30 protein-coding genes and 3 pseudogenes are annotated in these 22,592 nt (G+C 52.1%); 8 read left to right on the top strand and 25 right to left on the bottom strand.

What is annotated here, in order from left to right; all coding sequences use genetic code 11:
- The 24 genes and pseudogenes from AB4K05_RS14160 to AB4K05_RS14045 form a co-directional block, all read right to left on the bottom strand.
- The gene (locus tag AB4K05_RS14160) at window positions 1-867 is read right to left on the bottom strand and encodes a S49 family peptidase (RefSeq protein ID WP_368480593.1); all 867 of its coding nucleotides are present in this window, start codon (window positions 865-867) and stop codon (window positions 1-3) included.
- Window positions 864-2,498 carry a phage portal protein gene (locus AB4K05_RS14155; RefSeq protein WP_368480592.1) on the bottom strand — a complete coding sequence of 545 codons (1,635 nt, stop codon included), beginning with the start codon at window positions 2,496-2,498 and terminating at the stop codon, window positions 864-866. The genes AB4K05_RS14160 and AB4K05_RS14155 overlap by 4 nt, the downstream gene beginning before the upstream one ends.
- On the bottom strand, window positions 2,498-2,761 hold the full coding sequence (gene gpW, locus AB4K05_RS14150; protein ID WP_128349985.1) for a gpW family head-tail joining protein: 264 nt from the start codon (window positions 2,759-2,761) through the stop codon (window positions 2,498-2,500). The genes AB4K05_RS14155 and gpW overlap by 1 nt, the downstream gene beginning before the upstream one ends.
- Before the next feature lie 8 nt (window positions 2,762-2,769).
- Window positions 2,770-4,896 (bottom strand): phage terminase large subunit family protein, encoded by a 2,127-nt coding sequence (locus AB4K05_RS14145; protein ID WP_368480591.1) that lies wholly within the window; start codon window positions 4,894-4,896, stop codon window positions 2,770-2,772.
- A complete protein-coding gene (locus tag AB4K05_RS14140) occupies window positions 4,838-5,401 on the bottom strand; it encodes a hypothetical protein (RefSeq protein ID WP_368480590.1) in 564 nt (187 codons plus the stop codon). Before AB4K05_RS14140 ends, AB4K05_RS14145 begins: the two co-directional genes overlap by 59 nt.
- Window positions 5,402-5,638: 237 nt before the next feature.
- Window positions 5,639-6,277, bottom strand: coding sequence for a hypothetical protein (locus AB4K05_RS14135; protein ID WP_368480589.1), 639 nt, complete (start codon window positions 6,275-6,277; stop codon window positions 5,639-5,641).
- Window positions 6,278-6,319: 42 nt separating this feature from the next.
- Window positions 6,320-6,598, bottom strand: a complete 279-nt coding sequence (locus tag AB4K05_RS14130) for a hypothetical protein (protein ID WP_220438749.1) — start codon at window positions 6,596-6,598, stop codon at window positions 6,320-6,322.
- Window positions 6,599-6,753: 155 nt separating this feature from the next.
- Window positions 6,754-6,891, bottom strand: coding sequence for a hypothetical protein (locus AB4K05_RS14125; RefSeq protein WP_333009933.1), 138 nt, complete (start codon window positions 6,889-6,891; stop codon window positions 6,754-6,756).
- Between the two features lie 7 nt (window positions 6,892-6,898).
- Complete coding sequence (locus AB4K05_RS14120; RefSeq protein ID WP_333009932.1) at window positions 6,899-7,402, bottom strand: DUF2514 domain-containing protein; 504 nt, start codon at window positions 7,400-7,402, stop codon at window positions 6,899-6,901.
- Window positions 7,402-7,926, bottom strand: coding sequence for a lysozyme (locus tag AB4K05_RS14115; RefSeq protein WP_368480588.1), 525 nt, complete (start codon window positions 7,924-7,926; stop codon window positions 7,402-7,404). Before AB4K05_RS14115 ends, AB4K05_RS14120 begins: the two co-directional genes overlap by 1 nt.
- A complete protein-coding gene (locus AB4K05_RS14110) occupies window positions 7,898-8,167 on the bottom strand; it encodes an HP1 family phage holin (protein WP_220438746.1) in 270 nt (89 codons plus the stop codon). The genes AB4K05_RS14115 and AB4K05_RS14110 overlap by 29 nt, the downstream gene beginning before the upstream one ends.
- Before the next feature lie 146 nt (window positions 8,168-8,313).
- On the bottom strand, window positions 8,314-9,366 hold the full coding sequence (locus AB4K05_RS14105; protein WP_368480587.1) for a site-specific DNA-methyltransferase: 1,053 nt from the start codon (window positions 9,364-9,366) through the stop codon (window positions 8,314-8,316).
- Window positions 9,367-9,516: 150 nt separating this feature from the next.
- Window positions 9,517-9,708: a TrmB family transcriptional regulator gene (locus AB4K05_RS14100; protein WP_123915071.1), complete on the bottom strand. Its 192-nt coding sequence runs from the start codon at window positions 9,706-9,708 to the stop codon at window positions 9,517-9,519.
- Between the two features lie 240 nt (window positions 9,709-9,948).
- On the bottom strand, window positions 9,949-10,638 hold the full coding sequence (locus AB4K05_RS14095) for a bacteriophage antitermination protein Q (protein ID WP_368480586.1): 690 nt from the start codon (window positions 10,636-10,638) through the stop codon (window positions 9,949-9,951).
- Window positions 10,639-10,659: 21 nt separating this feature from the next.
- Window positions 10,660-11,715, bottom strand: a complete 1,056-nt coding sequence (locus tag AB4K05_RS14090) for a DUF968 domain-containing protein (protein ID WP_368480585.1) — start codon at window positions 11,713-11,715, stop codon at window positions 10,660-10,662.
- Window positions 11,716-11,730: 15 nt separating this feature from the next.
- Window positions 11,731-12,561, bottom strand: coding sequence for a KilA-N domain-containing protein (locus AB4K05_RS14085; RefSeq protein WP_281549156.1), 831 nt, complete (start codon window positions 12,559-12,561; stop codon window positions 11,731-11,733).
- 86 nt (window positions 12,562-12,647) lie between these two features.
- On the bottom strand, window positions 12,648-13,046 hold the full coding sequence (locus AB4K05_RS14080; RefSeq protein WP_281549174.1) for a RusA family crossover junction endodeoxyribonuclease: 399 nt from the start codon (window positions 13,044-13,046) through the stop codon (window positions 12,648-12,650).
- A 105-nt stretch (window positions 13,047-13,151) separates the two neighbouring features.
- A pseudogene (locus AB4K05_RS14075) lies at window positions 13,152-13,283 on the bottom strand (SOS-response repressor and protease LexA); the annotation flags it as partial.
- Window positions 13,283-15,217, bottom strand: a complete 1,935-nt coding sequence (locus tag AB4K05_RS14070) for a DNA cytosine methyltransferase (RefSeq protein WP_368480584.1) — start codon at window positions 15,215-15,217, stop codon at window positions 13,283-13,285. The gene AB4K05_RS14070 and the pseudogene AB4K05_RS14075, both read right to left, overlap by 1 nt.
- Window positions 15,210-16,109: a phage N-6-adenine-methyltransferase gene (locus AB4K05_RS14065; protein WP_368480583.1), complete on the bottom strand. Its 900-nt coding sequence runs from the start codon at window positions 16,107-16,109 to the stop codon at window positions 15,210-15,212. Before AB4K05_RS14065 ends, AB4K05_RS14070 begins: the two co-directional genes overlap by 8 nt.
- Entirely contained in the window at window positions 16,106-16,966 is an 861-nt protein-coding gene (locus AB4K05_RS14060) for a conserved phage C-terminal domain-containing protein (RefSeq protein WP_368480582.1), read from the bottom strand. The genes AB4K05_RS14065 and AB4K05_RS14060 overlap by 4 nt, the downstream gene beginning before the upstream one ends.
- On the bottom strand, window positions 16,956-17,135 hold the full coding sequence (locus AB4K05_RS14055; RefSeq protein WP_281549160.1) for a DUF4222 domain-containing protein: 180 nt from the start codon (window positions 17,133-17,135) through the stop codon (window positions 16,956-16,958). The genes AB4K05_RS14060 and AB4K05_RS14055 overlap by 11 nt, the downstream gene beginning before the upstream one ends.
- Window positions 17,136-17,298: 163 nt before the next feature.
- A complete protein-coding gene (locus AB4K05_RS14050) occupies window positions 17,299-17,850 on the bottom strand; it encodes a YmfL family putative regulatory protein (protein WP_061279085.1) in 552 nt (183 codons plus the stop codon).
- 43 nt (window positions 17,851-17,893) lie between these two features.
- Window positions 17,894-18,094, bottom strand: a complete 201-nt coding sequence (locus AB4K05_RS14045; protein ID WP_368480581.1) for a transcriptional regulator — start codon at window positions 18,092-18,094, stop codon at window positions 17,894-17,896.
- A gap of 88 nt (window positions 18,095-18,182) precedes the next feature.
- Here AB4K05_RS14045 and AB4K05_RS14040 point away from each other — a divergent pair, with 88 nt between their 5' ends.
- Together AB4K05_RS14040 and AB4K05_RS14035 are read left to right on the top strand one after the other, a co-directional pair.
- Window positions 18,183-18,857, top strand: a complete 675-nt coding sequence (locus AB4K05_RS14040) for a LexA family protein (RefSeq protein WP_368480580.1) — start codon at window positions 18,183-18,185, stop codon at window positions 18,855-18,857.
- Window positions 18,858-19,031: 174 nt separating this feature from the next.
- Window positions 19,032-19,211, top strand: coding sequence for a hypothetical protein (locus AB4K05_RS14035; RefSeq protein WP_368480579.1), 180 nt, complete (start codon window positions 19,032-19,034; stop codon window positions 19,209-19,211).
- Here the strand turns inward: AB4K05_RS14035 and AB4K05_RS14030 are convergent.
- Complete coding sequence (locus tag AB4K05_RS14030) at window positions 19,173-19,364, bottom strand: hypothetical protein (RefSeq protein ID WP_368480578.1); 192 nt, start codon at window positions 19,362-19,364, stop codon at window positions 19,173-19,175. The two genes, AB4K05_RS14035 and AB4K05_RS14030, sit on opposite strands and share 39 nt — an antisense overlap.
- A 315-nt stretch (window positions 19,365-19,679) precedes the next feature.
- Here AB4K05_RS14030 and rdgC point away from each other — a divergent pair, with 315 nt between their 5' ends.
- The 6 genes and pseudogenes from rdgC to AB4K05_RS14000 all read left to right on the top strand — a co-directional run.
- Window positions 19,680-20,597 (top strand): recombination-associated protein RdgC, encoded by a 918-nt coding sequence (rdgC, locus tag AB4K05_RS14025; RefSeq protein WP_368480577.1) that lies wholly within the window; start codon window positions 19,680-19,682, stop codon window positions 20,595-20,597.
- 107 nt (window positions 20,598-20,704) lie between these two features.
- A complete protein-coding gene (locus AB4K05_RS14020) occupies window positions 20,705-21,244 on the top strand; it encodes an HD family hydrolase (RefSeq protein ID WP_368480576.1) in 540 nt (179 codons plus the stop codon).
- On the top strand, window positions 21,232-21,726 hold the full coding sequence (locus AB4K05_RS14015; protein ID WP_368480575.1) for a hypothetical protein: 495 nt from the start codon (window positions 21,232-21,234) through the stop codon (window positions 21,724-21,726). The genes AB4K05_RS14020 and AB4K05_RS14015 overlap by 13 nt, the downstream gene beginning before the upstream one ends.
- Window positions 21,719-22,000 (top strand): antitoxin, encoded by a 282-nt coding sequence (locus AB4K05_RS14010; RefSeq protein WP_368480574.1) that lies wholly within the window; start codon window positions 21,719-21,721, stop codon window positions 21,998-22,000. Before AB4K05_RS14015 ends, AB4K05_RS14010 begins: the two co-directional genes overlap by 8 nt.
- A 134-nt stretch (window positions 22,001-22,134) precedes the next feature.
- A pseudogene (locus AB4K05_RS14005) lies at window positions 22,135-22,278 on the top strand (ead/Ea22-like family protein); the annotation flags it as partial.
- 173 nt (window positions 22,279-22,451) lie between these two features.
- A pseudogene (locus AB4K05_RS14000) lies at window positions 22,452-22,592 on the top strand (HNH endonuclease); the annotation flags it as partial.

Raw genomic sequence — 22,592 nt, 5'->3', positions numbered from 1 at the left:
TCAGGCTCCTGTTTTTTCGAGTAATTTTATGAACGCAGCATCAGGAGGACATACCTCATCAGCCAGTCCAAGTTCCACACCATCAGCAGCCATAAAACAGGCAGCCTGAGTACTTTTGATAACCTTTGCGCTAATTCCCCGGTTTCTGGCGACGGTATACACAAACAGTTCGCCCATGGTGTTGATGTCCTGCTGAATAGACGCCAGCGCTTCATCTGACAGCTCTCTCAGTGGTGATCCCTCTGCCTTACGGGAACCGTAGGTGATGATGGTGACCTTGAGGCCGTCATCTTTAATCCGCTGGGTCCAGTCAAGGTGCATGGTGATCACGCCGACCGAACCTACGCCGCCGGTGCGGGGAACAGAAATCCGGTCCGCCGCGCTGGCAATGGCATAGGCGGCGGAATAGGCGCTTTCCGTCAGAATGGCATGGATGGGCTTTTTCCCGCGGGCGCCGTAAATGACATCGACCAGATCAAAACATCCTGCGACCTCTCCTCCAGGCGAATCAATATCCAGACAGATCCCCGTAATATCAGGGTCCTCCATCGCGGTGAGGAAGGACTGACGAATGCCGTCATAGCCTGTCATGCCACTGTATGGACGCAAGCAGCCCAGCTTCTGCACCAGCGTCCCGCATATCGGGATAACAGCGACACCCAGCACATTGTCATAACCCGGATCGCTACGAGATCCCCGCTCCCGGTTATCGTCGTATCCATACCAGTCATCATCCATGGCAAGAGAGGATTCGATTTTACTGATACCGAATCGGTCCATAACGGATGCCATGATGACCTCAGCTTTACTCGGGTGCAGCGCCAGCGGGGTATTAAATAAACGCTGGGCCAGATGGGGTAGATTCACTTTTCCTCCGGATCGGTAATTGTCTGGCTCGCGAACTGGTCCGCCTGCGCCCAGCTCGGTAATGGAAGTCCGCGCTTCAGGCAGGACTCAATCTCCCGCTGGCGCTGGTCAAGAATCTCTTCCCAGTCCTCACCCACGTTTTCACCCACTTCAATTTCGAGGGTGGAAAGGCCGGCATCGAGTCCAAGGATGGCACCTTTTTTCTCCGCCACCGGATCAACCCACCCTCTGCCTGGCCCCATCCAGCGCGCACGCGAATACGCTGCCCTGGCCTCAACAAATTCGGGGGCATTCGACGGAAGGGGCAAATCCTCGTTATCGTGGACTTCTTCAACAAAGGCCGTCAGCACAGGCTGCGCGGTACCCATGGCAAAATCATCACGCCGGCGGGTGAGTGTTTTCCATGCCTCCAGCAAGGAAGATCGTGCAGAACTGTAATTCACATCAGACCAGTCCTGTGTAACCTGCTGCGGAGATAACCCTGTACCGGATGAAAAATTACGCAGTACTGCAGACTCAAAAACCTCAAAGTTGCTGTAAGGACGGGCAGCATTGACCGTTGTAATTTTCTCACCGGGATAAAGGATTGGCATGCGGGCGCCATTTTGCAGCGTCAAGCGGCGATCATTATGAAACTCAGCACGACCATCCTGGTATGCCCCTAATCCCTCTTCGAAGTTTTCCCCCAGAGCGGATTGAATCATTTCGGGGTCGTACGGCGACTCAATATAAGCGGCGAAGATAGCATTCAGGATTGCCGCTTCCAGCTCGCTCTGGTCGTACTTCACCAGCATCTTCAGGCGTTGAACCACCGGAGTCAGAATGCCGTTACCACGATGCTGAGCCCCACGTTCATGGTCGAAATCGTGCACAACGTGCGGGCGCCCCCAGTCGGTTTCCCGCGGTATCCTTCGCCATGTCATCGTCCTGGCGCCACTCCACCAGTCACCGATATGTGCTTCACGTATGTGATAAGCCACAGGTGCGCCGTCAGCATCAATTTCAACGCCACCGCGTATGTTCGGCATGTCAAAATTCTGCTGCGGGTTGCTGAGTCTGTCAGGATCGACAACCTGCACCGTCGTGGCATAACGCCCCTTACCAGGACCCAGTCGATCGGTGCGATACTGGAGTACCATCAGGGCGTCGCCATCTATCAGCTTGTGGCGAAATGCCAGACGCAACATTTGCGGAACGGTTAGCTTACGCTCTACGTCACAATAACGGCCTGTATCGTATGCCCAGGTTCGCCAGTGGGCAGCAAGCGCTTTCCCGTACTCTTCCGCCCATACCGCGTCAAAACTTTTATTACCGGTCATCATTCGTAATACACGGTAGTCAGGTTTCATGATGGGGCGGAAATTGGCGCCGACCGCATTATCAAGCAGGCGTGTTATGGCACCATTGGCCCACCCATCATTTCGGACCAGATCGCGCGCGCGGGAAACGATACGATCACGGTAGATATTGATTTCGTTATCCGGCGACCATAATGCGGGCTGCCAGTTCACCATTTGATCACTGAAGGAGTCCGCGGCGTCATATGGCACCCGGCTACCTCCTGTCAACATGCTGGGTTTTGGTGCCTGATATGGTCTCCCGTCCGGACCAAGAATTTGCACTTTATTCATCAGAATCTGAACCTCACTGGCTTCCGTGGCCTGGCGACAATGCCCAGTTGCGCCTGCAGCAACTGAATTAGCGCCAGCAGGTCGGCGAGGGAGCTTTGCTGATAGGAGACAGAGCGCGTCCCATCCCCCTGCGAATAGGAGAAGGAGACCCCACGGCTGCCGGTGGTCAGGTCGATATAAGCCTGCTGCGCTTTCTGAAGAGCGTCTCTGAGTTGCTCATCAGTCATCCCACCAGCAAGTAAGCTCGTGTTTCGGTTAAACATGGTTTTCCTTATTGCGGCAGGAGTTTAGAAATGTTCTTACGCTTAACAGGAGTCGTGGACTCATCCACGATGGCACCCGGTAACTCGTAATTGATTTTTTCTTCTGGCTCGGCTGGCGCCGGAAGGAACTTATCGGGATCAGCCTGAAGGTTAGCGACCCGGACATTGAGTTTTAAGCCCATATGCTTCAGCCCACACAGCGCGGCATAGCTGTAAACGAGACAGTCGAGCGCTTCGTTCGCCCGGCCGGGGATGGATTCCCAGACACTGAACCGCTGTCCGGCCACTACTTTGTAAACCAGTCTTTCGGCCAACAGTTGGTTGAAATAACCCAGATCGCGATCGTCAGGGAAATGCATATATCCCGCAGCTGAACCACCCAATTTGGGTGGTTCAAGATGCAGGCGACCACGTATGACGTCTTTCGCTGAATTAACCCCAAGAATAATGGGGCGGAAACTAGCCTTACTTCTCAGGGATGGTCTCTTAGTCGGCCAGACAGGATTACGTTTTCCACCCTGCGCCGATTCCCCTTTAATTGCCCATATGCGGCGCCCAAGACGTTCTTTGGCGAATTCGTAAACCTTCTGCGTATGGTGACCGCCGGAGTCCATGCATGCAGCCATAATATTCAGCCCGCGTCCGTCACCACGCCGCCAGATCTGCTTCAGGTACGCATCCAGTCGCCTCCATGGCTCCTCTGTCTCCAGATCACCATAAATGACGTCATGCGCGACTGACCACGATTCTTCGTCACGCCCCCAGCCAGTGATGGTGATTTCGAATCGGTCATCCTGGGTGTCGACGCCGGCAGTTAACAAAACTACTCCATCCGGCACGACGGCCAGGAAGATTTCCCGTCGCGCCAGCAGAACATCAACAGGGAGCTGTTTCCCATGGTTAGGCCGGTGCGGCAATCCCATTTGGGTATTCCACCAGGCCTGTTCTTTATCCGGATCGCCTTTTGCATCGAGATATTTTTTCGCAATATCTGATGGCTTGTCTTTTTGCCAGGGGCTGAACAGTTTGGACGCCTGGTATCCGGCGTGGTGGTTGTCCAGCGCTTCGGTACCACAGTCCGGGCAAATAGCCCGATATACGGCGTGTCGTTCCGACTCCGACCAGCGCCAGACGTCATCAACACTTCCCTCATCGCTTTCGTGCCATTTCTGGTCATATGCCATTAATGGTGAATGGCGGGAACCACAGCATTCAAACGGTTTGGTCTGGTGCCAGCGAATTGTCTGTAATGCACGCAGTCGCTCACCTTCCGACCACCCTGCACCACAACATTCACAATGGATCATGGCCGATTTCGTCAGGTGCTTATCACTTACTTTCGGCCACTGAACATGCTTAAAGAAATCCAGGAGCTGTCGGTGACCGCAATGGGGGCAAACTACAGAGGCCCGACGCTGATCTGAATCTTCGTAACTGTCAGCAATCCGGCTCTCATCTTCAACCGTCGGTGAACAGGCCCGCACAGACAGCCAGTTGAGGCCAAATGTTGCGGTTCGCTCTTCCGCCAGGGCAATGGGATCGCCCTCGCGGGTAATCGGATATTTATCCACCTCATCCGCCAGCAGAACACGGATCGGTCGGCGGGCAAGGTTATCGGGACTACCGGCGCCGGCCAGCGCCAGAAATCCTCCCGTGAAGGCTTTATACAGAATGGTTTCTTTCGAACTCTTCTGTTTTGAGTCGCCGATGATCTTACGCAGGACAGGTGTTACACGAACCAGCGGGCTGATACGTTCTTTTGAAAACTGCTCTGCGGCTTCTTCTTTCGGCTGCAGAAGCAAAATCGGGCATGGATCGAGGTGCGCGAAATAACCGAACAGGTTTTCCAGTAATGCGGTTTTCATTAACTGGGTACAGCACATCACGGTAATAACGTGGACGCCAGATTCAGTCGCGGCCAGCATAGGACCGCGGGCAATTTCTACCGTTGATGTTTCCCAGTTCCCGGAGGTGCTGCCAGCTTCTTTCGCCAGCTTCCGGAAGTCATCGGCCCACTGTGGGACGCTGATGCGCGGCGGCGGAGTCCATCCTTTCCGAACGCTAAGCCTGAGTCGCTCAATCTTCCGCTGGGTTAAATTCTGGCTCTCCGAGGACTGAGATATGTTTGTGGACATGTTCAATCAGCACCTCTGTCATCCTGTCCGCTGGCACATCCAGATCAGCAGCAATCAACGGCGCCACACGGGAAGGCCAGTTCAGCCAGGCATCACGCTGTTGGCGAAAGGCGTTGAAAAGAACCTCCTCGGCGGCAACCAGTTCAATTGTCTGGCCGCTGTCTTTTTCATACTGAAGCTTGGCCAGCAGAGCCATATAGTTCTCGCGTATCCTTGCAGCCTCTTCCCTGGTCAGGTTTGCACCTTCGGTAAGAATAATTTGCTGGACCGCTTTCTCAATTTCGGTATCACCATCATTACTGACGGCTGACGTTTTCTTTTTTTTCGCGTTCGTGGCTCGCGGGTCTTTGCCATCACGATTTTTCTTTAGCGCTGCATCACTGGCTTCAACATCAATCAGGTCACCTTCCATCACGATGAAGCGCCCGGCTTTAATCCACCGGCCAATCGTTTTGCGATCAACACCTGAATGTTGTGCGTACTGACTCTGGTTCATCGTAGTCATGGGACATCACCTGGGACATTTTTAGGGGTGGGACATTCACCTGGGACATTTTTGCGATGTCCCACCAGAATGTCCCACTGGAATAAACTGGAATAACGAGAGCTGGCGCGGTGTCCGTAATGATCGCCATAGGTGGGACATGGGACACAAATTCAAATTTTATAGCTAGGAAAACAACGCGGCGCGCAATGCCCGTGCCTTACAAAAGTCGCAGGAAGGACCCAAAAAAGTTTGGGGTCATTTTGCCGTCCTAATTGCTTCAGCAATGGCGGTGCTCAGCGCTCCCGGTAGCAAACCGGATGCCATTGCGCGTGAGCGGTCCATGTAGCCCAGAACAGGGGTCACAGGTAGCGCATCACCAAACCGGATTAAAAGCTTCGGAGAACGCTGTTTACGCTTCGGCCTTCGCGTCCCATTAGCGGAGCGCTTGGCCCGTCGCTTCTTCGCTTTCATCGGCTTCTTACGCTGCCAAACAGCGTTAATACCATCCACTTCACCTACGAATACATTTTCCTTTGCTTTAAGCTGTGAGAGCTTATTGCGCGGCATGTTGCCGTATTTGTTCAGCTTGACGTTTTTGGGATTTAAAAGAGCCTGGCTATTGAGTTTGTGCTCTCCACCAAACTCAAATGGCTCCAGATAACCGGCAGCGGTATCACGGACAAAAACCTTTGCGGTCAGATTGTTCTTTCTTGCCGCCACCGATCCAACCGATTTAACAGTGAACGGTGTAGGGCTCTCTAGATGGCGTTCAAACGCTGTTTTCTGTGCCGTTTCTATCTGACGTACAACTTTTGTCATTGCCTGTGCTGTCGCAAACGGAAGTTGTTTCTGCACTTTTTTTAGTTGCAGAGAAAGGTCTTTGAGAGTGCTCATACTTTCTCCCGCTTACAGAAACAAAAAACCGCCCGAAGGCGGTTATAGTGTTTTGTATGGTCTCGGCTTGGGATCGCCATGCCTGATGTGGGACTTAATCACATCGTCGCTTGGCCTATCGCCATTTACTCCAATCAGATAAACCTTTCCATCCACCAGGAACTCAAAAACCTGATACTCAACATCGGGCATGACCGCCCTGCCGCCAAGTATTTCGCGAGCCTTAACCTGGCAGTCTGGAACCTTTATCACTTTGTTAATTTCTTCGGTAGGCCAAATCACGCCAGACCGCCCAGCCCCAAACAAAATTATTGTCAGCATATTAACCCCCTTTCATCGGAACGGACTAATTATACCAACAAAAAAATAACCATTACAAATCAGTGCATTATGTCAACCACAATTAAAATTGTGATATCCATCACCATTATCGAAGCCCCTCAATGAAGAGCTTCTGTAATGATTAGGTTCTTATCTCAACGCAGCCCTTTACCGCGCGCCGGATGCTCAGAACAGAGCATCAGCGATGAGATATTAAGGTAGACCGAAGGCCAGCGGCATTCCTCATGTTGCCGACAGAGCCATATCGACAAGAGGATGAAAACTAGCAGCATGGGTCACCTATTGGTTGTTCGTTGCTCTCACAGATTCGTAAATCCGCTCACACGTCATTCCTGCTCGGTAGCTTTCGTCAGATCGTCCAGCATAATATCGAGCTTCTTCTGCAAGACTTCCGAGCATGTCGGCGAGCATTGCGGCATCAGCTCCGGCTGTTTTGCTTCTGACGGCAGCGGTAAGATCTGCGGTGTGCTTTGCGGCGTCCAGGCGGGTAGCGAGCTTTCTGGCTTGCTGTTGCAGCTGGCTAACAGTGGTAGCCAGGCCAGCAGAAGTAACGGCAGCACGCGCTGCTTGAGCTTGAGCATTATTAACGGCCTCATCCCGGGCTATTGTTCGCCCTTGTTCAATCATGCGAGCAGCGGTCTGTGCGTTCGCTTCCTGTGAAGATTCCGCGCTATCCCGGTTAGCCCACTTTGTTTTCCAGCTGCGGTTCGTCCACTCACTGCCAGCGAGAAATGCGCAAGCCACCAGCAACATAGAGACAATAAGCTGAGTTCGCAGGCTCATCAGAACACCCCTAGACTTTGTGGCTTCTGACCCCACAGGCAAACTTCGCGCTCAATCTCTCTACGGGTAATTAGCCCTTTCCATTGCTTGCCGCCTGCATAAGTCCAGCGCCGCAACTGCTCGCATGCGCCTTTAATGTCACCCTGATTGATTGTTCTCAGCAGCGTGGAGGTTTTGAAGTTACCGGCCCCGACGTTGTAAACGAACGAATAAAGCGCACCGCGTGTGGTTTCTGGGATTGGAACCTTAATGTAGGGGTTAATCTGACTTGCTACGGTGGCAAGGTCTTTGTTGAGCAATGCCCTACACTCCCCTTCCGTGTAGGTTTTCCCGAGCATAATGTCGCTGCCGGTGTGGCCGTAACACACCGTCCATTTGTCGATCACATCCTGATACGGCTCATATCGAACACCTTCAAGACCATCGTTTCCGGTAGGTCCGGTGATTAACGCGGAAGCGATAGCGATAGCGCCAAGCGGCACCGCCGCAATAACGCTATTCCTCAACTTTGGAGACATAGCCATTACGTCGGTCCTCCCGTTCTTTCCAGCGGAAATACCAGTTCACGCCGCAGGTGATAACGGTGCATGCGATACCGACAATAATTGCCCAGTCACTTAAACCGAGTCCTGCCACTTTGTCGGCCAGCATCCACGATACCTCTTTAGTTATTTCGGCATGGGCCTTTGCAGAGACACCGCAGCCAGTCAACGCGGTTCCCGTCCCATATGAAAGTCTGCTGTAAATTGTGCTCATTCGGGTCATAGCCTCACCTCCGGATATTTCGGATGGCGCTGTGTGTGTTTGAAAGGGTCAGGCACGTCGGGCTCTTATGTCAAAGGGTAAGTTAGGAGTGATTCCCGGAGCCTGAATTTGGTGGTCACCACAGCAGCCAGATGTATGGTGTCCGTTTATGTTTTTTTGATTTGCTCAATCTCGCTGACCGTCTGCATGAAGCGATCAGTTTCAAGTTCAACACCAATAGCGCGGCGGCCTAGTTCCATTGCTGCTTTCACAGTGGAACCTGACCCCATAAAGAAATCGGCAACAATATCGCCCGGCCTGCTGCTGGCGCTTATAATCTGCTTCAGCATGTCGGCTGGCTTTTCGCATGGATGTTTGCCTGGATAAAACTGAACGGGCTTGTGTGTCCATACGTCGGTATACGGAACGGCAGCAGATACAGAGAAGCAACGCCGAAGCGTTTTATACTCTTCCAGCAATTCCGAATATTTGCGATTCAATGACTGGTAGGTAGCCACCAGCTGGTGGTGTGGATGTTCCAGCTTTTGTTGCAGGTGTTTCTCGATGGCGATCCGGCTGAACAATTCCTGCAGTTTCCGGTAATCCACCTCGTTCGGCAGCTGCCACTGGCTTACACCGAACCAGTGAGACGCCATATTTTTCTTGCCTGTTGCCTCGGCTATCTCTTTCGAACTCACACCCAATGATTCTCGGGCATTGCGGAAATAGTCGATAAGCGGCGTCATGATGTGCTGCTTTAGCTCTGTGCTTTTTCTCTCGTAAGCATCCTCTTTCCCTGTATACGGTCCCAGATAATGTTCAGCGAACAGAATCCGTTCCGTTGCCGGAAAATAAGCGCGCAGGCTTTCTTTGTTGCATCCATTCCAGCGACCCGACGGTTTAGCCCAGATGATATGGTTCAGGACGTTGAACCGTTCCCGCATCATGATCTCAATATCTGAGGCCAGCCGGTGACCACAAAACAGATAAATGCTGCCGGCAGGTTTTAGGACTCGGGCATACTCAGCTAAACAGCTATCAAGCCAGCGTAAGTAGTCCTCATCCCCTTTCCATTGATTGTCCCAGCCGTTCGGCTTCACCTTGAAATAAGGCGGATCGGTAACAATCAGGTCAATGGAGTTATCGGGGAGAGTGGCGATGTAATGCAGGCTATCAGCGTTGATTAACTCAACACTGTTTATTTTTACAGTATTTTTCATAGATCAGTAAGCGTAACTCTGATAACCTCACTTTGCTTTTGCGCTAAAGCAGTGGGCCTTGGTTAGCTTGTGACCTGAAAGCATGAGCTGATGGCTGGCCGGGTGCTACAACACCCACCAGCCGCCCATTTCCACAGCAGAAAGCCCCCATTACTGGAGGCGCTTATAACATCCAAACTGGTAATCAGATAACCCCGCCATCACCAGCTGCGTGAGAATGAGCTGGCAACGTTCGCGGCTAAGATGGGTATTCTGTGCAATTTCCCCAGCCGTAGCCGGTTTATCGCTCAATTCGTTGAAAACAGCCTTTGCTGTTTCTGTCATATCTTGCTGTTTTAGCATGTCTTTTTACCTTTAATAAGTGGCGTGACATACAGATAACTCTGGTCGCTTAGCCCAGCAAGAGAAGAATTCAATTCTGCGACCACTAGCGCGTTAACACGCCAGGCAAGATGTTTAGCCATAAAAAAACCCGCTCAAGGGCGGGTTTATAAAACTTTGGCAACATATCAAATATGCTTCAAATATGGCTTATTTTGTTGCATTTTGCAAGCGTGATTGACGGAGATAGTGAAATTTACTTCACATTTCCACCACTTTAAGCACTTCTTCATCTTCAAAGTGATCTAGCGTCAGGCTCAAGGCGTGCTCATCCAGATCCGCAAATGCCGCTTTCAACGCTGCCCAATGGCTCGAATACACACGCAGCCAGGTTGAACGGTCAACACTAACCATTCGTGCCAGCGCTGCACCAGCATAGTCTTTATAGGTTTCATTACTTCTCATGGCGGCGACTTCCTGCCCTGCCAGCCATACCAGCCCGATCAGCTTTTTAATGACGCGGGATTGTAACGGGTTATCCACTTGGCATTTCTGATAGTTATTCCAGACGTGCTCGCACATCATCACCTGATGCTTATAGCTGAGGTCGAACCCGTAGCAATATCGCAGCCAGGCCTGCTGATATTCATTCAGGGAATTAACAGCGCGGCGCCACGGTGCTGATTCAAACTCCATATCTTTAATTGGCGGCATTGGTCGGCGGCGGCTGCGTGTCTCCAGCACATACAAGGGTGCGCTCAGCGAGTTAACAAAGCGGGTCCCCGACTCGCCCTCCAGCTCAACGAGGTTAACGCAACGGCGCGGCGTGGCATTCTTATCCGCTGGTGGATGTTCACTAAATGCCTCGAGCTGCCCTTTGGTCCCGCCGGACAGATCCAGTAGGGCCCGGCGAAGTTCATTCCTAACATAATTCAGATTCTGTTCATTCATGCGGTTTAGCGCTCCATACACTTAAGCTTTCGCAATTACGCCAATCGCCAGCGCCCGATCCAGAAAACGCAGCAACAACTCCAGCTGCGTGCCGTGTTTCTGTTCGAATGTCGATACACCGGCGTGTAGTTCGTCGTGACACTCTCTGCACAGAGGGATCACGAAGAGGTCGTGGGCTTTTGTTGCTGTACCACCCATACCGTGCCCAACGATATGATGCGGATCATCTGCTGGCCGCCGGCAACCTTCGCAGGGCTGCGTTTTAACCCATCGGGTATATTGCTCACTCACCCAGCGGCGGCGCTTAGGCCGCAACAAAAAGGATTCTGGCGACTCCGGATCAATAGCTAACGCCATAATTGGCTTTTGAGTGTCGGTGCTTTCAGTGTCATGACGTCGCGGCGATAAAGCATCAACGGGTTTAGCTTTCGCCTGCACAATGCTGGTGGCCGGTGGCATAGGTACAATGTCGCTTTCCCGGTAAACAGATAAAAAAGGCTCTTCTGGAATCCTTAGCGCCCGATGCGCCATTCCTTCAGTGATAGCAGCCGCAATCCCTGACTGAACTGCCCACCAGCAAAGCTCAGCTAAAGAAAGAGTGCGTTCTTTGTTGTAGCCCAGCCCCGCCTGCACGGTGTCAATAACCCACTCGGCAACATTGCCCAGCGCAAGCGCCCGTAATTTGTCCGTCGTCTGCCCACGTAATTTGTTATCACAATGCCAACACACCACCAGCGCTCCTGGCTGATGCCATAGCGTCGTTAACTCAGCGTGATGGTAGTCCGGGTCCGGGTATTGGCATTTCGTAAAACGCTGCTGCAGCCAATGCTCAAGACCAGCCACTCCACCAGCAGCGGCAATAACCCGCTCATCAGTAAAAAAGGTAGTTAAGCAAGAATCCTCCAACAGCGGCTGGCGAGCATCGGGGATCCGGCCTGACGGGAATCGCGCCATATTTTCAGGCTCCCGCTCAACCAGCACCCGTCCAGATGCGAACAGGTGCATTAACTCCCGACCGGGCTTGATTAGTACCATGCCAAGGCGCGGCACTATTTCAGGTGTGAATAAGGCTCTCATCAGTATCACACCCTATCAATGGACCGTTTCAAGCAACTTAAGCAGTTCTGAGAATTTTGATTCAAAGAAGTGCGGTTGTGTTTCGCGAGGATTCGCAGGGCTTGTGATGTTTTTCCCGTACATGCAACCTTTGGCAGTCATGGACCAGAATTTTTTAACCCCATTGGCTCCCGTCCTGCTGCGACGTTCTTTCTGCTCAACTACTCCGAGTTTCGCCAACTGCTGATATGCCTGATTTGCAGACAACCTGACATTATTGGCTTTCAGTAAAGCACTGAGGGATTGTGTCGGCCGACTGGAGCCGTCGAGGGCACCTGCTGGCGCATCGATAGCATATGAGGGCATTAGATCCGGCAATCCGGCTACCTGCTGCAGCTTCTGGTATGCACCAAGCTTTGAGGAATTAGAGAGGTTTAACATACGTGATGCCGACTCCAGCAATATGACCCCGGCCTGAATGCGGTCGGCGGTAATTGCTGATGATGCTGCAGAGTGGAGCGTATCGAAGGTGCGGATCACCTTTAGGTTAAAGGCGGCGCTTATCCACATGGCGTAGGCATATACCAGCTCACGGCACACATACGTACCTTGCTCTCTACCGCCACGTACAACGCTAACAGGCTCGGGGATTTCCGAGTTGCAAATTAGCAACTCGCCGATTAGCTGTTCAGTTTGTTCATTCCTGAGCCAGAAGGCTGGTTTGTGTTTATCGAGGGCACCGGCGGCACGATGAAGATCATTCAGGCAGTAGCGCCCCATGATGTCACGACGTACCGAAACGCCATCAATAACAAACAACGAGTGATTTTTGGGCGTAGCAGTGCCCATAACATGATGATTGGTCATATTCTCTCCATACACTGATTGTTGCGAAGGGCCTGCACGCCCGTTTCGCTTGCACTGTCCGACATTACTGCCATCGCGCCACTCATTCAACCCACAGTTGGACATATATTTTCCCCTTTGTTGAATGGCGTAATGGTTATTTCTACCCGCCCTTTCGGCACTATTGGGCCCCACTCCACCAGCATGCGTTTCACCTGGCTGTCGTCCTCCCAAACGCCTGCATGCGTCAGCGCGTCAAACAGCGCTTTGTTGTAGTTGTCCAGATCACGGCGGCGCGCGTCCGGCGGGTAAAGGGTGATTTCAACGGCAGCCTGCTCGGTTGACGGCTTAGGCAGGCGGCGAAGCTGCTCAATGATTGCCGCACAGGCCGCGCTCTGGAATTTGCGACCGTCAGCGCTGACCAGGTGGCGACCGGCCAGCGGCCCCTTGTTAGGGGCGCGCCAGTAGGTGTTAACGCTCGGCGGGAAAGGAAGGACAAGAGTCATACCCACCGCGCCGGTATTCTTAGGCTTCAGTTGGGTAATGGAGATCCCGCGGGAGACACCGCGGGTGATACTGATAGCCCCTTTTTTCTCAAGCGCACGCAGGTGATCCGCTGCCGCATTTGGTGAGCTGCAACCCAGCAGCCCGGCCAGTTCAAAGTTGGTAGGCGGGAAACCATGTTCACGCTGGTAAGCGATCAGGAGATCCAGAACGTGCTGCTGACGCGAAGTTAAATCCATCATGCTGCTTTTTCCTCTTTGCTCACGCAGAGCTCCGGTAAGTTTGCGCGCACAAGCGCCTCGGCGAATGGAGGCGGCACAGCATTACCACAGCGCGCTACCTGTTTGTCTTTGGCGTATTTCTTGCCACGGAAGTCCTGATCGATAACGTAGCCGTCGGGGAAACCCTGAGCCTTGTACAGTTCATGCGGCTGAAGCATGCGCATCCCGATATCCACGATCTGGTATTTAACCCCCTCGATGGTCACCAGCCATTCGTCTGAGCTCTCCCCGCAGTAGGTCTCGAGGAAGGTCCGAACCTCGCCGACGTGCTGCCCACCAGCAGTGATAGTCGGCATTGGCTCGTCCAGGCGCTGCCCATCGCGGCAGGTACCGCGCAGTTTCACCAGATGAGAAGCGACAACAGCGTGATGGTCTACCGTTGTCACAGAGTGTGCTGGCTCATCGAGCCTGACACCCGGACCGGTATAATTCCCGCCATAGTGTTTCGCGAGGAAAGCGCTGACCGTCGCAAACTTATTGCCGCCGGCAGTCACCGTGCCCAATGGGTTATTCAGTTGCAGCACTCGAGGCTCTTGCCCTGGTCGCTCCCCGTAGCCCATCTGGATCAGCGTCGGCGTAACCAGCTGCGATTTGCCGCCACCACCTGCTGTAATAGTTGCGCTTGGCTCATCTACCCGGTGGCCGATACTGGCACCAAACTGACGGGCGATAACCGGCGTGACCAGACAGGCGCGGGATTGTTTGAGGATGGTATGCGCAGGTTTATCCAGTGGTCGTGGCTTCGCCTGGTATTCACTACCACCATTGCCAGCCAGGAATGGCGTTAATGCAGCTTCAACGACACCGAGCGCATGCCCATTACCGCCAGGGCGTTTCGATGTGCCAGCGGTCACCGTTGGTACTGGTTCGGTAACGGGTTGCCCGGTTGCACCAGTTCGGAATTTCGTCAGGTGTGGAACAGCAACCGCATAACCATGGGTTTTTGTGATTGTCTGTAGTGGTTCGGCCAGCGCCTGCCCACGGAAACAGTCGTAACTCGTTTTGGTGCTGGTGTGATTACACTTCACGATAAACGGCGATGCGCTCTCAATAACAAAGCGCTGGATGCCCCGCGCGATGCGTTTAAGCGTGTTTTCTGCCAGTGGTTTTTTACGGTCAAAGATGGACAGCGCCGGGATATTCCAGTCGATACATTCGGCAGCTGTGCGCCATGGTGCGAGATTGCCACTCTGCACTTCAAGCGATTTCGGATCCCCATGGGTTACAGCAGGCCATTCAATTGCGTGGCCATCGCAGCGCATAACCATGAAAAAGCGTTTCCGGATAGTAGGTGCGCCGTAGTCACACGCGCGGAGCTCGCGAAAATCAACGGCATACCCAAGCCCGTCGACCAGTTGCCTCGCCTGCATACTTTCAGGCTCGATCCCTAGGAACTCGCAAACCTCATCCAGCGCAGGATGATCCGCCGCAATGCCAGTGGATAACATGCCAACAAAAGCTTTGAAGGTCTCGCCAATACGCGCAGGATCCGGGCGCATTTCATCACCAAGCAGCGGCCCCCACGTTTTAAACTCTTCAACGTTCTCCAGCATCATCACACGAGGACGTTTCGCCAGTGCCCAGCGCAGGACAATCCACGCCAGCCCACGGATTTCCTTCTTCACTGGCTTTGCGCCCTTCGCTTTTGAGAAGTGACGGCAATCAGGGCTAAACCATGCCAGGCCGACAGCGTTACCGCCGGTGGCCGCAACTGGATCAACATCAAACACCGATTCGCAGTAATGAAGCGTGTCCGGGTGGTTTGTTTTGTGCATTGCGATGGCATTTTCATCGTGGTTAATAGCAATATCCACGCTACGCCCGATCGCCAGCTCAATGCCGGTTGATGCGCCACCGCCACCAGCAAAGTTATCAACGATAATTTCACGCACAGGTCACCCCCAACATGCTCCCGGTCAGGCCGCGCGCGATAGCGATAATCTCGCTGGTGGGGGTACGTTCCAGCCAGAGCTGGTTGATGTGGGCTTTTAGTTTGTTCTGCTGCGACATATCCAGTACGTCAGCGCCATCTACCTGGTTAAACACAATGCCTACCTCAAGTGGCCAGATGCGTGATTCTGTTCCCGGTAATACATGCGGCGCCGCGGCTTGTTCTTCCTTCTGAACTGGCTGCACGGCTGGTGGCTGAACTCTACCGGCAGCAAAGGTGGCCAGCGCCATAGACGCACGTCCTTTTTCTTCCAGCTCGCCGCGGCAGATGTAGCTGAAACGCTCTCCACGCCATGACTTATCGAATACCGCAATCGCAGCACTAAACCCAGCAGACGATTCGGACGGTTGCCCTTCTTCTGGTCGGTACCACACAGGCAGATCGAAACTGATACGCCCACGGATAAACGCGACATGATCCGCTTCTTCCGGCCACCACACTTCACCCGTTGCCGCTTTGATTAGAAAGACGTAGCGCCCGCCCTGTTCTCTCATTGCCAATGTGTACGCAATGATGTGACGCATGCCGGTGATTGCCTGTTTTTCGTGATACTGCGACCGGCTGTATGGCGGGTTGCCATAACCAGCGCCGCCGAGCTCCAGCAAACGGGATGACCAGTCCTGCGTTAAAGCGTTATCTTCAGCGGTGTACCATGCTGGGCACTTCGCGTTATCGTCATCAGCAAACAGGTCGAGAACCAACGGGCCAAACATCGCATTGATGCCCCAAAAAAGCAGATCCGGGGTACGCCATTGATCGCCAACTTCTTTCAATTTGTGCGCGCTTTTGCTGCGCATTTCCGCCAGCGCCTGGCAGTATTTATTTTTAATCATCCTCTGAACCCCGGTGGAATAGTGTCGTTAGGTTGGCTGATGGCGTTTATGTCGCGTTCGCGGGTTTTATCCCAGGTATCACGAGTGGGACGGCCTTTGTTCTCCCAGCGGGTTGCACTGGACAGGTAACCTTCGAACTTCTTCGGCCCGAACAACGTTTCCGGTCGCATGTACTGGTACTGTTCATCGTTCCCGTTCCAGTGCTCATGCTTCAGGTCAACCACCAGCTGCAGGTCGGCAACGCTGTAACCCTCACGCAAACGGGCTCGGATGTTTTCCAGCGAGGTTTTTGATTTCTGGTACCGGGATCCGCTGATCTGGTTCAGGTGAGTTAAAACGACAATCGCCTGGTCAGTAATCACAATTTCAGGGTCTGGTTGCGCCGCAACCGGACAAGGGGTTTTAGTAGTTACTTGTGGTTCTGGTTTTGATTTTACTGACGGATCCCCGCCAGATTCTGACGGGTCAAAACCGCCAGGCTGACCGGATTTCGACGGGTCAGATTTTGAGGCGTCAAATTTTGATGCATCAGTTTTTGACGTGTCAGAATCTGACAGTTGAGAAAAGGCAGCAGCCTGAAGTTTCACTACATTCAAGCGGTACACATTCGATGCATTGCGGTTGCCGTTACGGCGCTGGGTACGGGTAAGCCAGCCCTCTTTTTCAAGCTTCGCGATTGCCGTTCTGATGGTGCTCGGCCCTGCGCCAAGCTGACGAGCAATAGTCTCGATAGACGGCCAGCACACGCCCTCGTCGCTGCTGAAATCAGCCAGGCGAGCCATAATCGCAACACTCGACAACTTCATGCCCGACGCCGCGCAACCATCCCATACGTAGCCGGTTAATTTAGTGCTCATGATCTTCCGTTATCTCCCTGAACTTTTTGCGAAACAGTTCGAGTGGGCTGAAGCACTCGTGTGGGTAGCTGTCGCGCAAGTAGATAACGCGCTGTGTTTCTGGTTCCCAGCGGATAACACGGACTGGCACGCCGCGGTGGTCCCGGTACCTTCGGTTAAGTACGCGCATAAGCGTTTTGCCCTCCGGTAGTAGACCCCCACAATGGATACGGCCCGACTGTGGTTACATGGAACCCAGCGGTTTGATACTCTGCGTTCATACCGAAACAACGGAGAACCCGGCACCGGGATCATCCTGAGTTGCGGTAAACGGTTAAAAGCCGTTAAACTGGTCATGCGGATTTTTTCTCCATACACGTAGAGTTATTCGCCAGGACGCCCGGAGCTGCACACTCGCGGGCGTCACCTTCCCCAAATAACATTTCTGTCACTACCATTATTTCTGCCACCAGCGACTGCACCCGGTAGCCTTTTGCCTTCATCTTTTTGTTTTCCTCGTTATCCAACACACCGTCCGCTGTTGACTCATTGTGGAATTGAGCAAAACGGCCCAACGCTGCCAGCAGCTCATTGAATTTCGTCAGCAGTTCCTCGTTTCCCATCTGCTCAATGTCCGGGAGCTTTACGAATACACCGTTGGTGTGGTGCGCAACGGCATCAGCAATGTGGCTTGAACCACCAGCACGCTGTAACACCATCGCCCAGCCAAGCGGGAAAATTTGATCGCCTTCGGTACGCAGGCGGTTAAACAACGAGTTTTCGGTCGTTCCTAACCATTCCGCTGCTTCAACATATCCACCAGGCAGATCGGTAATCGTCTTTTTAAGTGCGGCCACCAGCCAGGCTGGCTGACGTTCGACTTTCCACATAGGTTCGTTACCCACGGTTAACCCCTTTTCTCTGTGGTTTTAAAAATCATCTCGCCTGCTACTGTTTAGGGTAAATATCAGGGCGAAGATCAGATTTGCTGATTATCCCAGCCGTGGTTTCTTCCAGTTTTTTAGCTAGGGAAAAACCTGCCTTTTTGTAGCCATTGAAAACCAAACGCAGGTAACCCGGCGTAGAACCAACACTGCAAGCTAAGTCGCCTTGCTGCTCTCTTGTTAAAGAGTCCCAATACTCTTTCATAATATGTACCTCCTGTGTACATATTACACGAAAGAAATGAACCTACAAGGTACTTGTACCATAGAGGTACACATTGTTTAATTTGCGGATGAAAACAATCCAGGAAATCAGGCGATTAAACGCCCGAAAATTGAGAGATGGTGTCGGCGGAAATACCTATTTCGCCAACATGATCGATCGTGAACCTACACAAACCAGCCGGTTTATGGGTGAAGGTGCCACTAAGGGTATTGGTGACGCTATGGCTAGGCACATTGAAAAATGTTTCGACCTGCCACAAGGTTGGCTAGACACCGAACACCAAACAACCAACATTGCAAAATCACCAGACGTATCTGACGTTAATAGAACGATTAAAATGGTCCCGGTTATTTCCTGGGTACAGGCCGGAGCATGGACCGATGCTGGTTATGCAGAGGTAGATTTGAGTAGTGTAGAAACATATCCTTGTCCTGTTCCGTGCGGGCCAATGACTTACATTCTGCGCGTCATTGGTGATTCAATGATCGACGAATATCGACCTGGTGATATGATTTTTGTAGACCCAGAGGTCGCCGCATCTCATGGCGATGATGTAATAGCTTTAATGCACGATTCTGGCGAAACGACCTTTAAACGGTTGATAGAAGACAGCGGCGAAAAGTTTCTTAAGGCTTTAAACGTTAACTGGCCAGAGCCATATATCAGGATTAATGGCAATTGCTCAATTATTGGAACTGTCGTCTTCTCTGGAAAACCGCGAAGGCACAGACATAAGCTTTAACGTAAGAACATAAACCTGCTTCGGCAGGTTTTTTTATTCTTGACAATGTACCCTAGCGGTACATAATGTACCTATTAGAAACAGCGAACAGGCAGGACGCCCACGAAGTAGCCGCCGGTGGCGTATGAATGACCGGATGATTCGCAGGTTAATTGGTAGGTCCAAGGGGGATTTATGGCGACGGTTATCAAGCAGGAAAGCGACATCCTGCAAATTAGTTCTGAGTTGCTGGGCATTTTGAAGAGTGAGCTCATCGCCAGAGACATTGCGCCCACCCAAGAAAATTTAAGTTGGGTTTTATCGATTATTCAAAAATCACTTAAACCCAGCGTCAGCAAACTTTTTGTCGAGTAGCTCTTCGAACTTGTCGTATAGCTTGCTGATGTCTTCCATTGGTTTTTCGGACGTTGTGAATTTCTCATTAGCTACCATCGCTGCCGCTTGATACGCAGTGTGGGTATTAACTGATAGTTCAAATAAATACAGGATTTTTTCTTCTTTGGTCATTGCTAGTTTCCTTCTTGGCTGTGTAGGAACTCCAAGATACCACCGAGCCTGACGTGGTGAAAAGACAGGCACACAACATGAAAGCGCACTCCTTTCTACCAGTTATGGGTGACAGGTGTGAAACATAAACCGGAGTGCGCTTCCAGTTGTGGTAATGCGGCTATGCGCACGTGACGAGGCCACCAGCATATTCAACTTTAAAAATGAAAATGCGTCTTGGTTAGTGTACGTCGCCAGTTCTGGCCGGGCTGGCAGGTGGAGGCACCACCGCCACAACTACATGTATGGATGAAACCTTGTGCAGAGGAAAGTTAAATGAAATTACCAAAATTCCGTAACGCTATTGTGTACCGCGCAACATTGCCAAGCATTGAGGCAATCGAGGGGCACCTTCTCGAACTCCCCTACTCCGAGATCGGTGAAACTGAGTTTTCCCGTACCTCTTTTGTTCCAAACCCGATCACCGGCGAACTGGTTACCCCAATATCAGGCGGGTACGCCATCGTGATCCGCCATGATCAGAAAATCATTCCCCAGCATGTTGTTATGAAAGAAGCCGCAGCACGTATCCAAAGAATCGAAGATATGTCCGGGAATAAAATTAAACGTGTCGAACGATTGGCAATTATCGACAGCGTACGCGTTGACCTATGTAAGCAGGCATTCGTCAAATCAACGCTGATCCTTGCGTTGTACAGCACCGATGAAAAGCTATTAGTGGTCAATACGACCAATAAAAATATTGCCGGTATGGCTGGGGCTATGCTGGTTAAAGTTGTCGGCTCCGTTAAGACTGAAACAATCAACATCAGCGATATTAAAAACGGTTTAACTACGCGATTGAAAAACTATATCAACGGCGTGGCCAATGCCTTTGAAGGGTTTACCGTCGGCAATTATATCCAGCTGTCTCGCCTTGCCGATCAAAAGGAAGTTATTCGCTACTCAGCTGAACACGAATCAATTCAAAGTGAACTGGCCGATAGCCTTAATAGTGGCTTCACCGCTGATAAAATGGAGCTCGCAGGATGCGGCGTATCTTTCATTCTCACCGAAAATTTCCATTTTTCGCGCATCAATACCCAAGCGCAGACATTCAACGATGAAGATGATCAAGCATTCCAATGGCGCCATCAGGCCGGAACGGATTTATTCCAATTCAGCAAAGTAGTAAACCAGATGTGTGAGCTTCTTTCGTACAAAGAAGAACAGCAACAAAAACCAGCAGCCTAATAACCCAGATCGTAATTAACCCATGCAATGGGTTGGGTTGCTGCACGCTAAATTCAGCAATTCATTAATTTAATGGCGCGGTGCAGCGCGCTAATATGGAGAAAGAAATGAGTTACATTCAGACATTATCCGGCAAGAAATTTAACTACCTGACCGCTACCGTGGACGATATTGATATTGAAGATATCGCGACCGCCCTCTCCCATATCTGCCGCTTTGCCGGGCACCTGCCGGAGTTCTACAGCGTGGCGCAGCACTCGGTATTGGTAAGCCAGATTGTCCCGCCAGAATTCGCCTTTGAAGCGCTGATGCATGATGCCGCAGAAGCTTATTGCCAGGACATACCGGCACCACTGAAAGCGCTGCTGCCGGATTACCGCCGTATCGAGACTTATGTTGATGACCTTATCCGGTTCAAGTTCGATATTCCGTTGGAACATACCGAAGTCGTGAAATATGCAGATCTAACTATGCTGGCCACCGAGCGCCGTGATCTGGAAATCGATGACGGATCGAAGTGGGATTGTCTGGATGGGATCCCATGCTCGGACCTCATTCAAGTTATTCCTCTCCGCCCTGGGCAAGCATTCGGCCTCTTCATTAATCGCTTTAACGAACTGATGGAGATCCGCAAATGTGCCGCTTGAAAGTGAAAGAGCTTATTGCAAAAGCGCACGCGACCGTCGGTGACCTACCACCAGCGCAGCGCCAAATAATGACTGAGGTCATTACCCGGCTGGATACCGTATACGTCGCCCTTACTGAATCCATCGAGCTTCGGGCGGCGGTAGTAGCGGAAAACGCGCAAATGTTGCGCCTGTTGACAGACATTAGCGAAAACCACGACGAGTACGTGAATGCTGATGAATACATGTACGCCGGTATTCCGCTGGATTACGTTTCTGAAATCAACGCATATGTATCTCGCGATGTTGAAGCTGAGAATCCATTCAAGGCAACAGACACGTATCTGGCTGACGTTCGAGCGAAAGGGGCCGAGCAGGCTGGCGAATACCTGAAACAATACGCCCAAGGGTTGCATGAAGATGCGCGCTTGGTCCTGCAGGATGCCGGAGAACTCTGCAATGGATTTGCCGCACAGTTACGCCAAGGAGCCGAGCATGAGTAAGTCATACATCGTCATTCAGCAATACCTGTGGTGCAACGAAAACGGCGGAGGAATTGAATACACCTCTGATTGCGTCGAATTCGATAAGCGTGACAAGGCCATTAAGCACGGATTCAAGATGCAAGGCAGTGATGACTTCAACATCGGAGTAATCGATGCGGGGCGTCTTGTGTCTTTTGACTGGATGAATAAGCCGGTTGGAGAAACCGGAGAGTCAGCAGAAGTTCTGGCTGAAATTGCAGAGGCTATTGGTCTTCAGGAGTCAGCCCAATGAGCGATATCACCGCACTGGCTAAAACGTTACGCCTTGCCGCTGAGTCTGAAATTGCACACCGAGCAGAGAGTGACACATCTGACCTTTGGCAGGACGAAGCAAGTCCAGAGAACATTCTGGCGCTGGTAGAGGCGCTGGAGAAGGCGCAGGAAATAACCGCCGCCGCCGAGAAACTGGTTCGCTGCAAAGGTCGCTATCACAGCGAGCAGAACTACCGGGCACTGGCGGCGCTATTTGGTGTTAAGACTCCTGACCTGCCGCAACTGGAATCAGAGTCCCGCACCGTCACCGTGAAGCTGCCAGAAGCACGCATCACCATTGCAGAATCAAAGCGACGTGGCATGACAAACCTGGAGCTGAACGCGCATAACGCAGGTGCTGTTGAGGCTGTTGCGAAAATCAGCCAAACGCTTTCAGGGGCTGGCATCCAGGTTATCGAAGGAGAAGCCTGATGGCACTGACGAAGAAACAACGCGCAGTTCTGCGCATGAAATTCGGTGGCCGTTGTGCTTATTGCGGCTGTGAGCTACCAGAGAAAGGTTGGCATGCTGACCACGTTGAGGCGGTGCTGCGAAAATCAGAACAGTGCATG

The organism is Kluyvera sp. STS39-E (genome assembly GCF_040932435.1).
Taxonomy (GTDB): domain Bacteria; phylum Pseudomonadota; class Gammaproteobacteria; order Enterobacterales; family Enterobacteriaceae; genus Kluyvera.
This window is presented reverse-complemented; position numbering and strand designations above follow the sequence as displayed.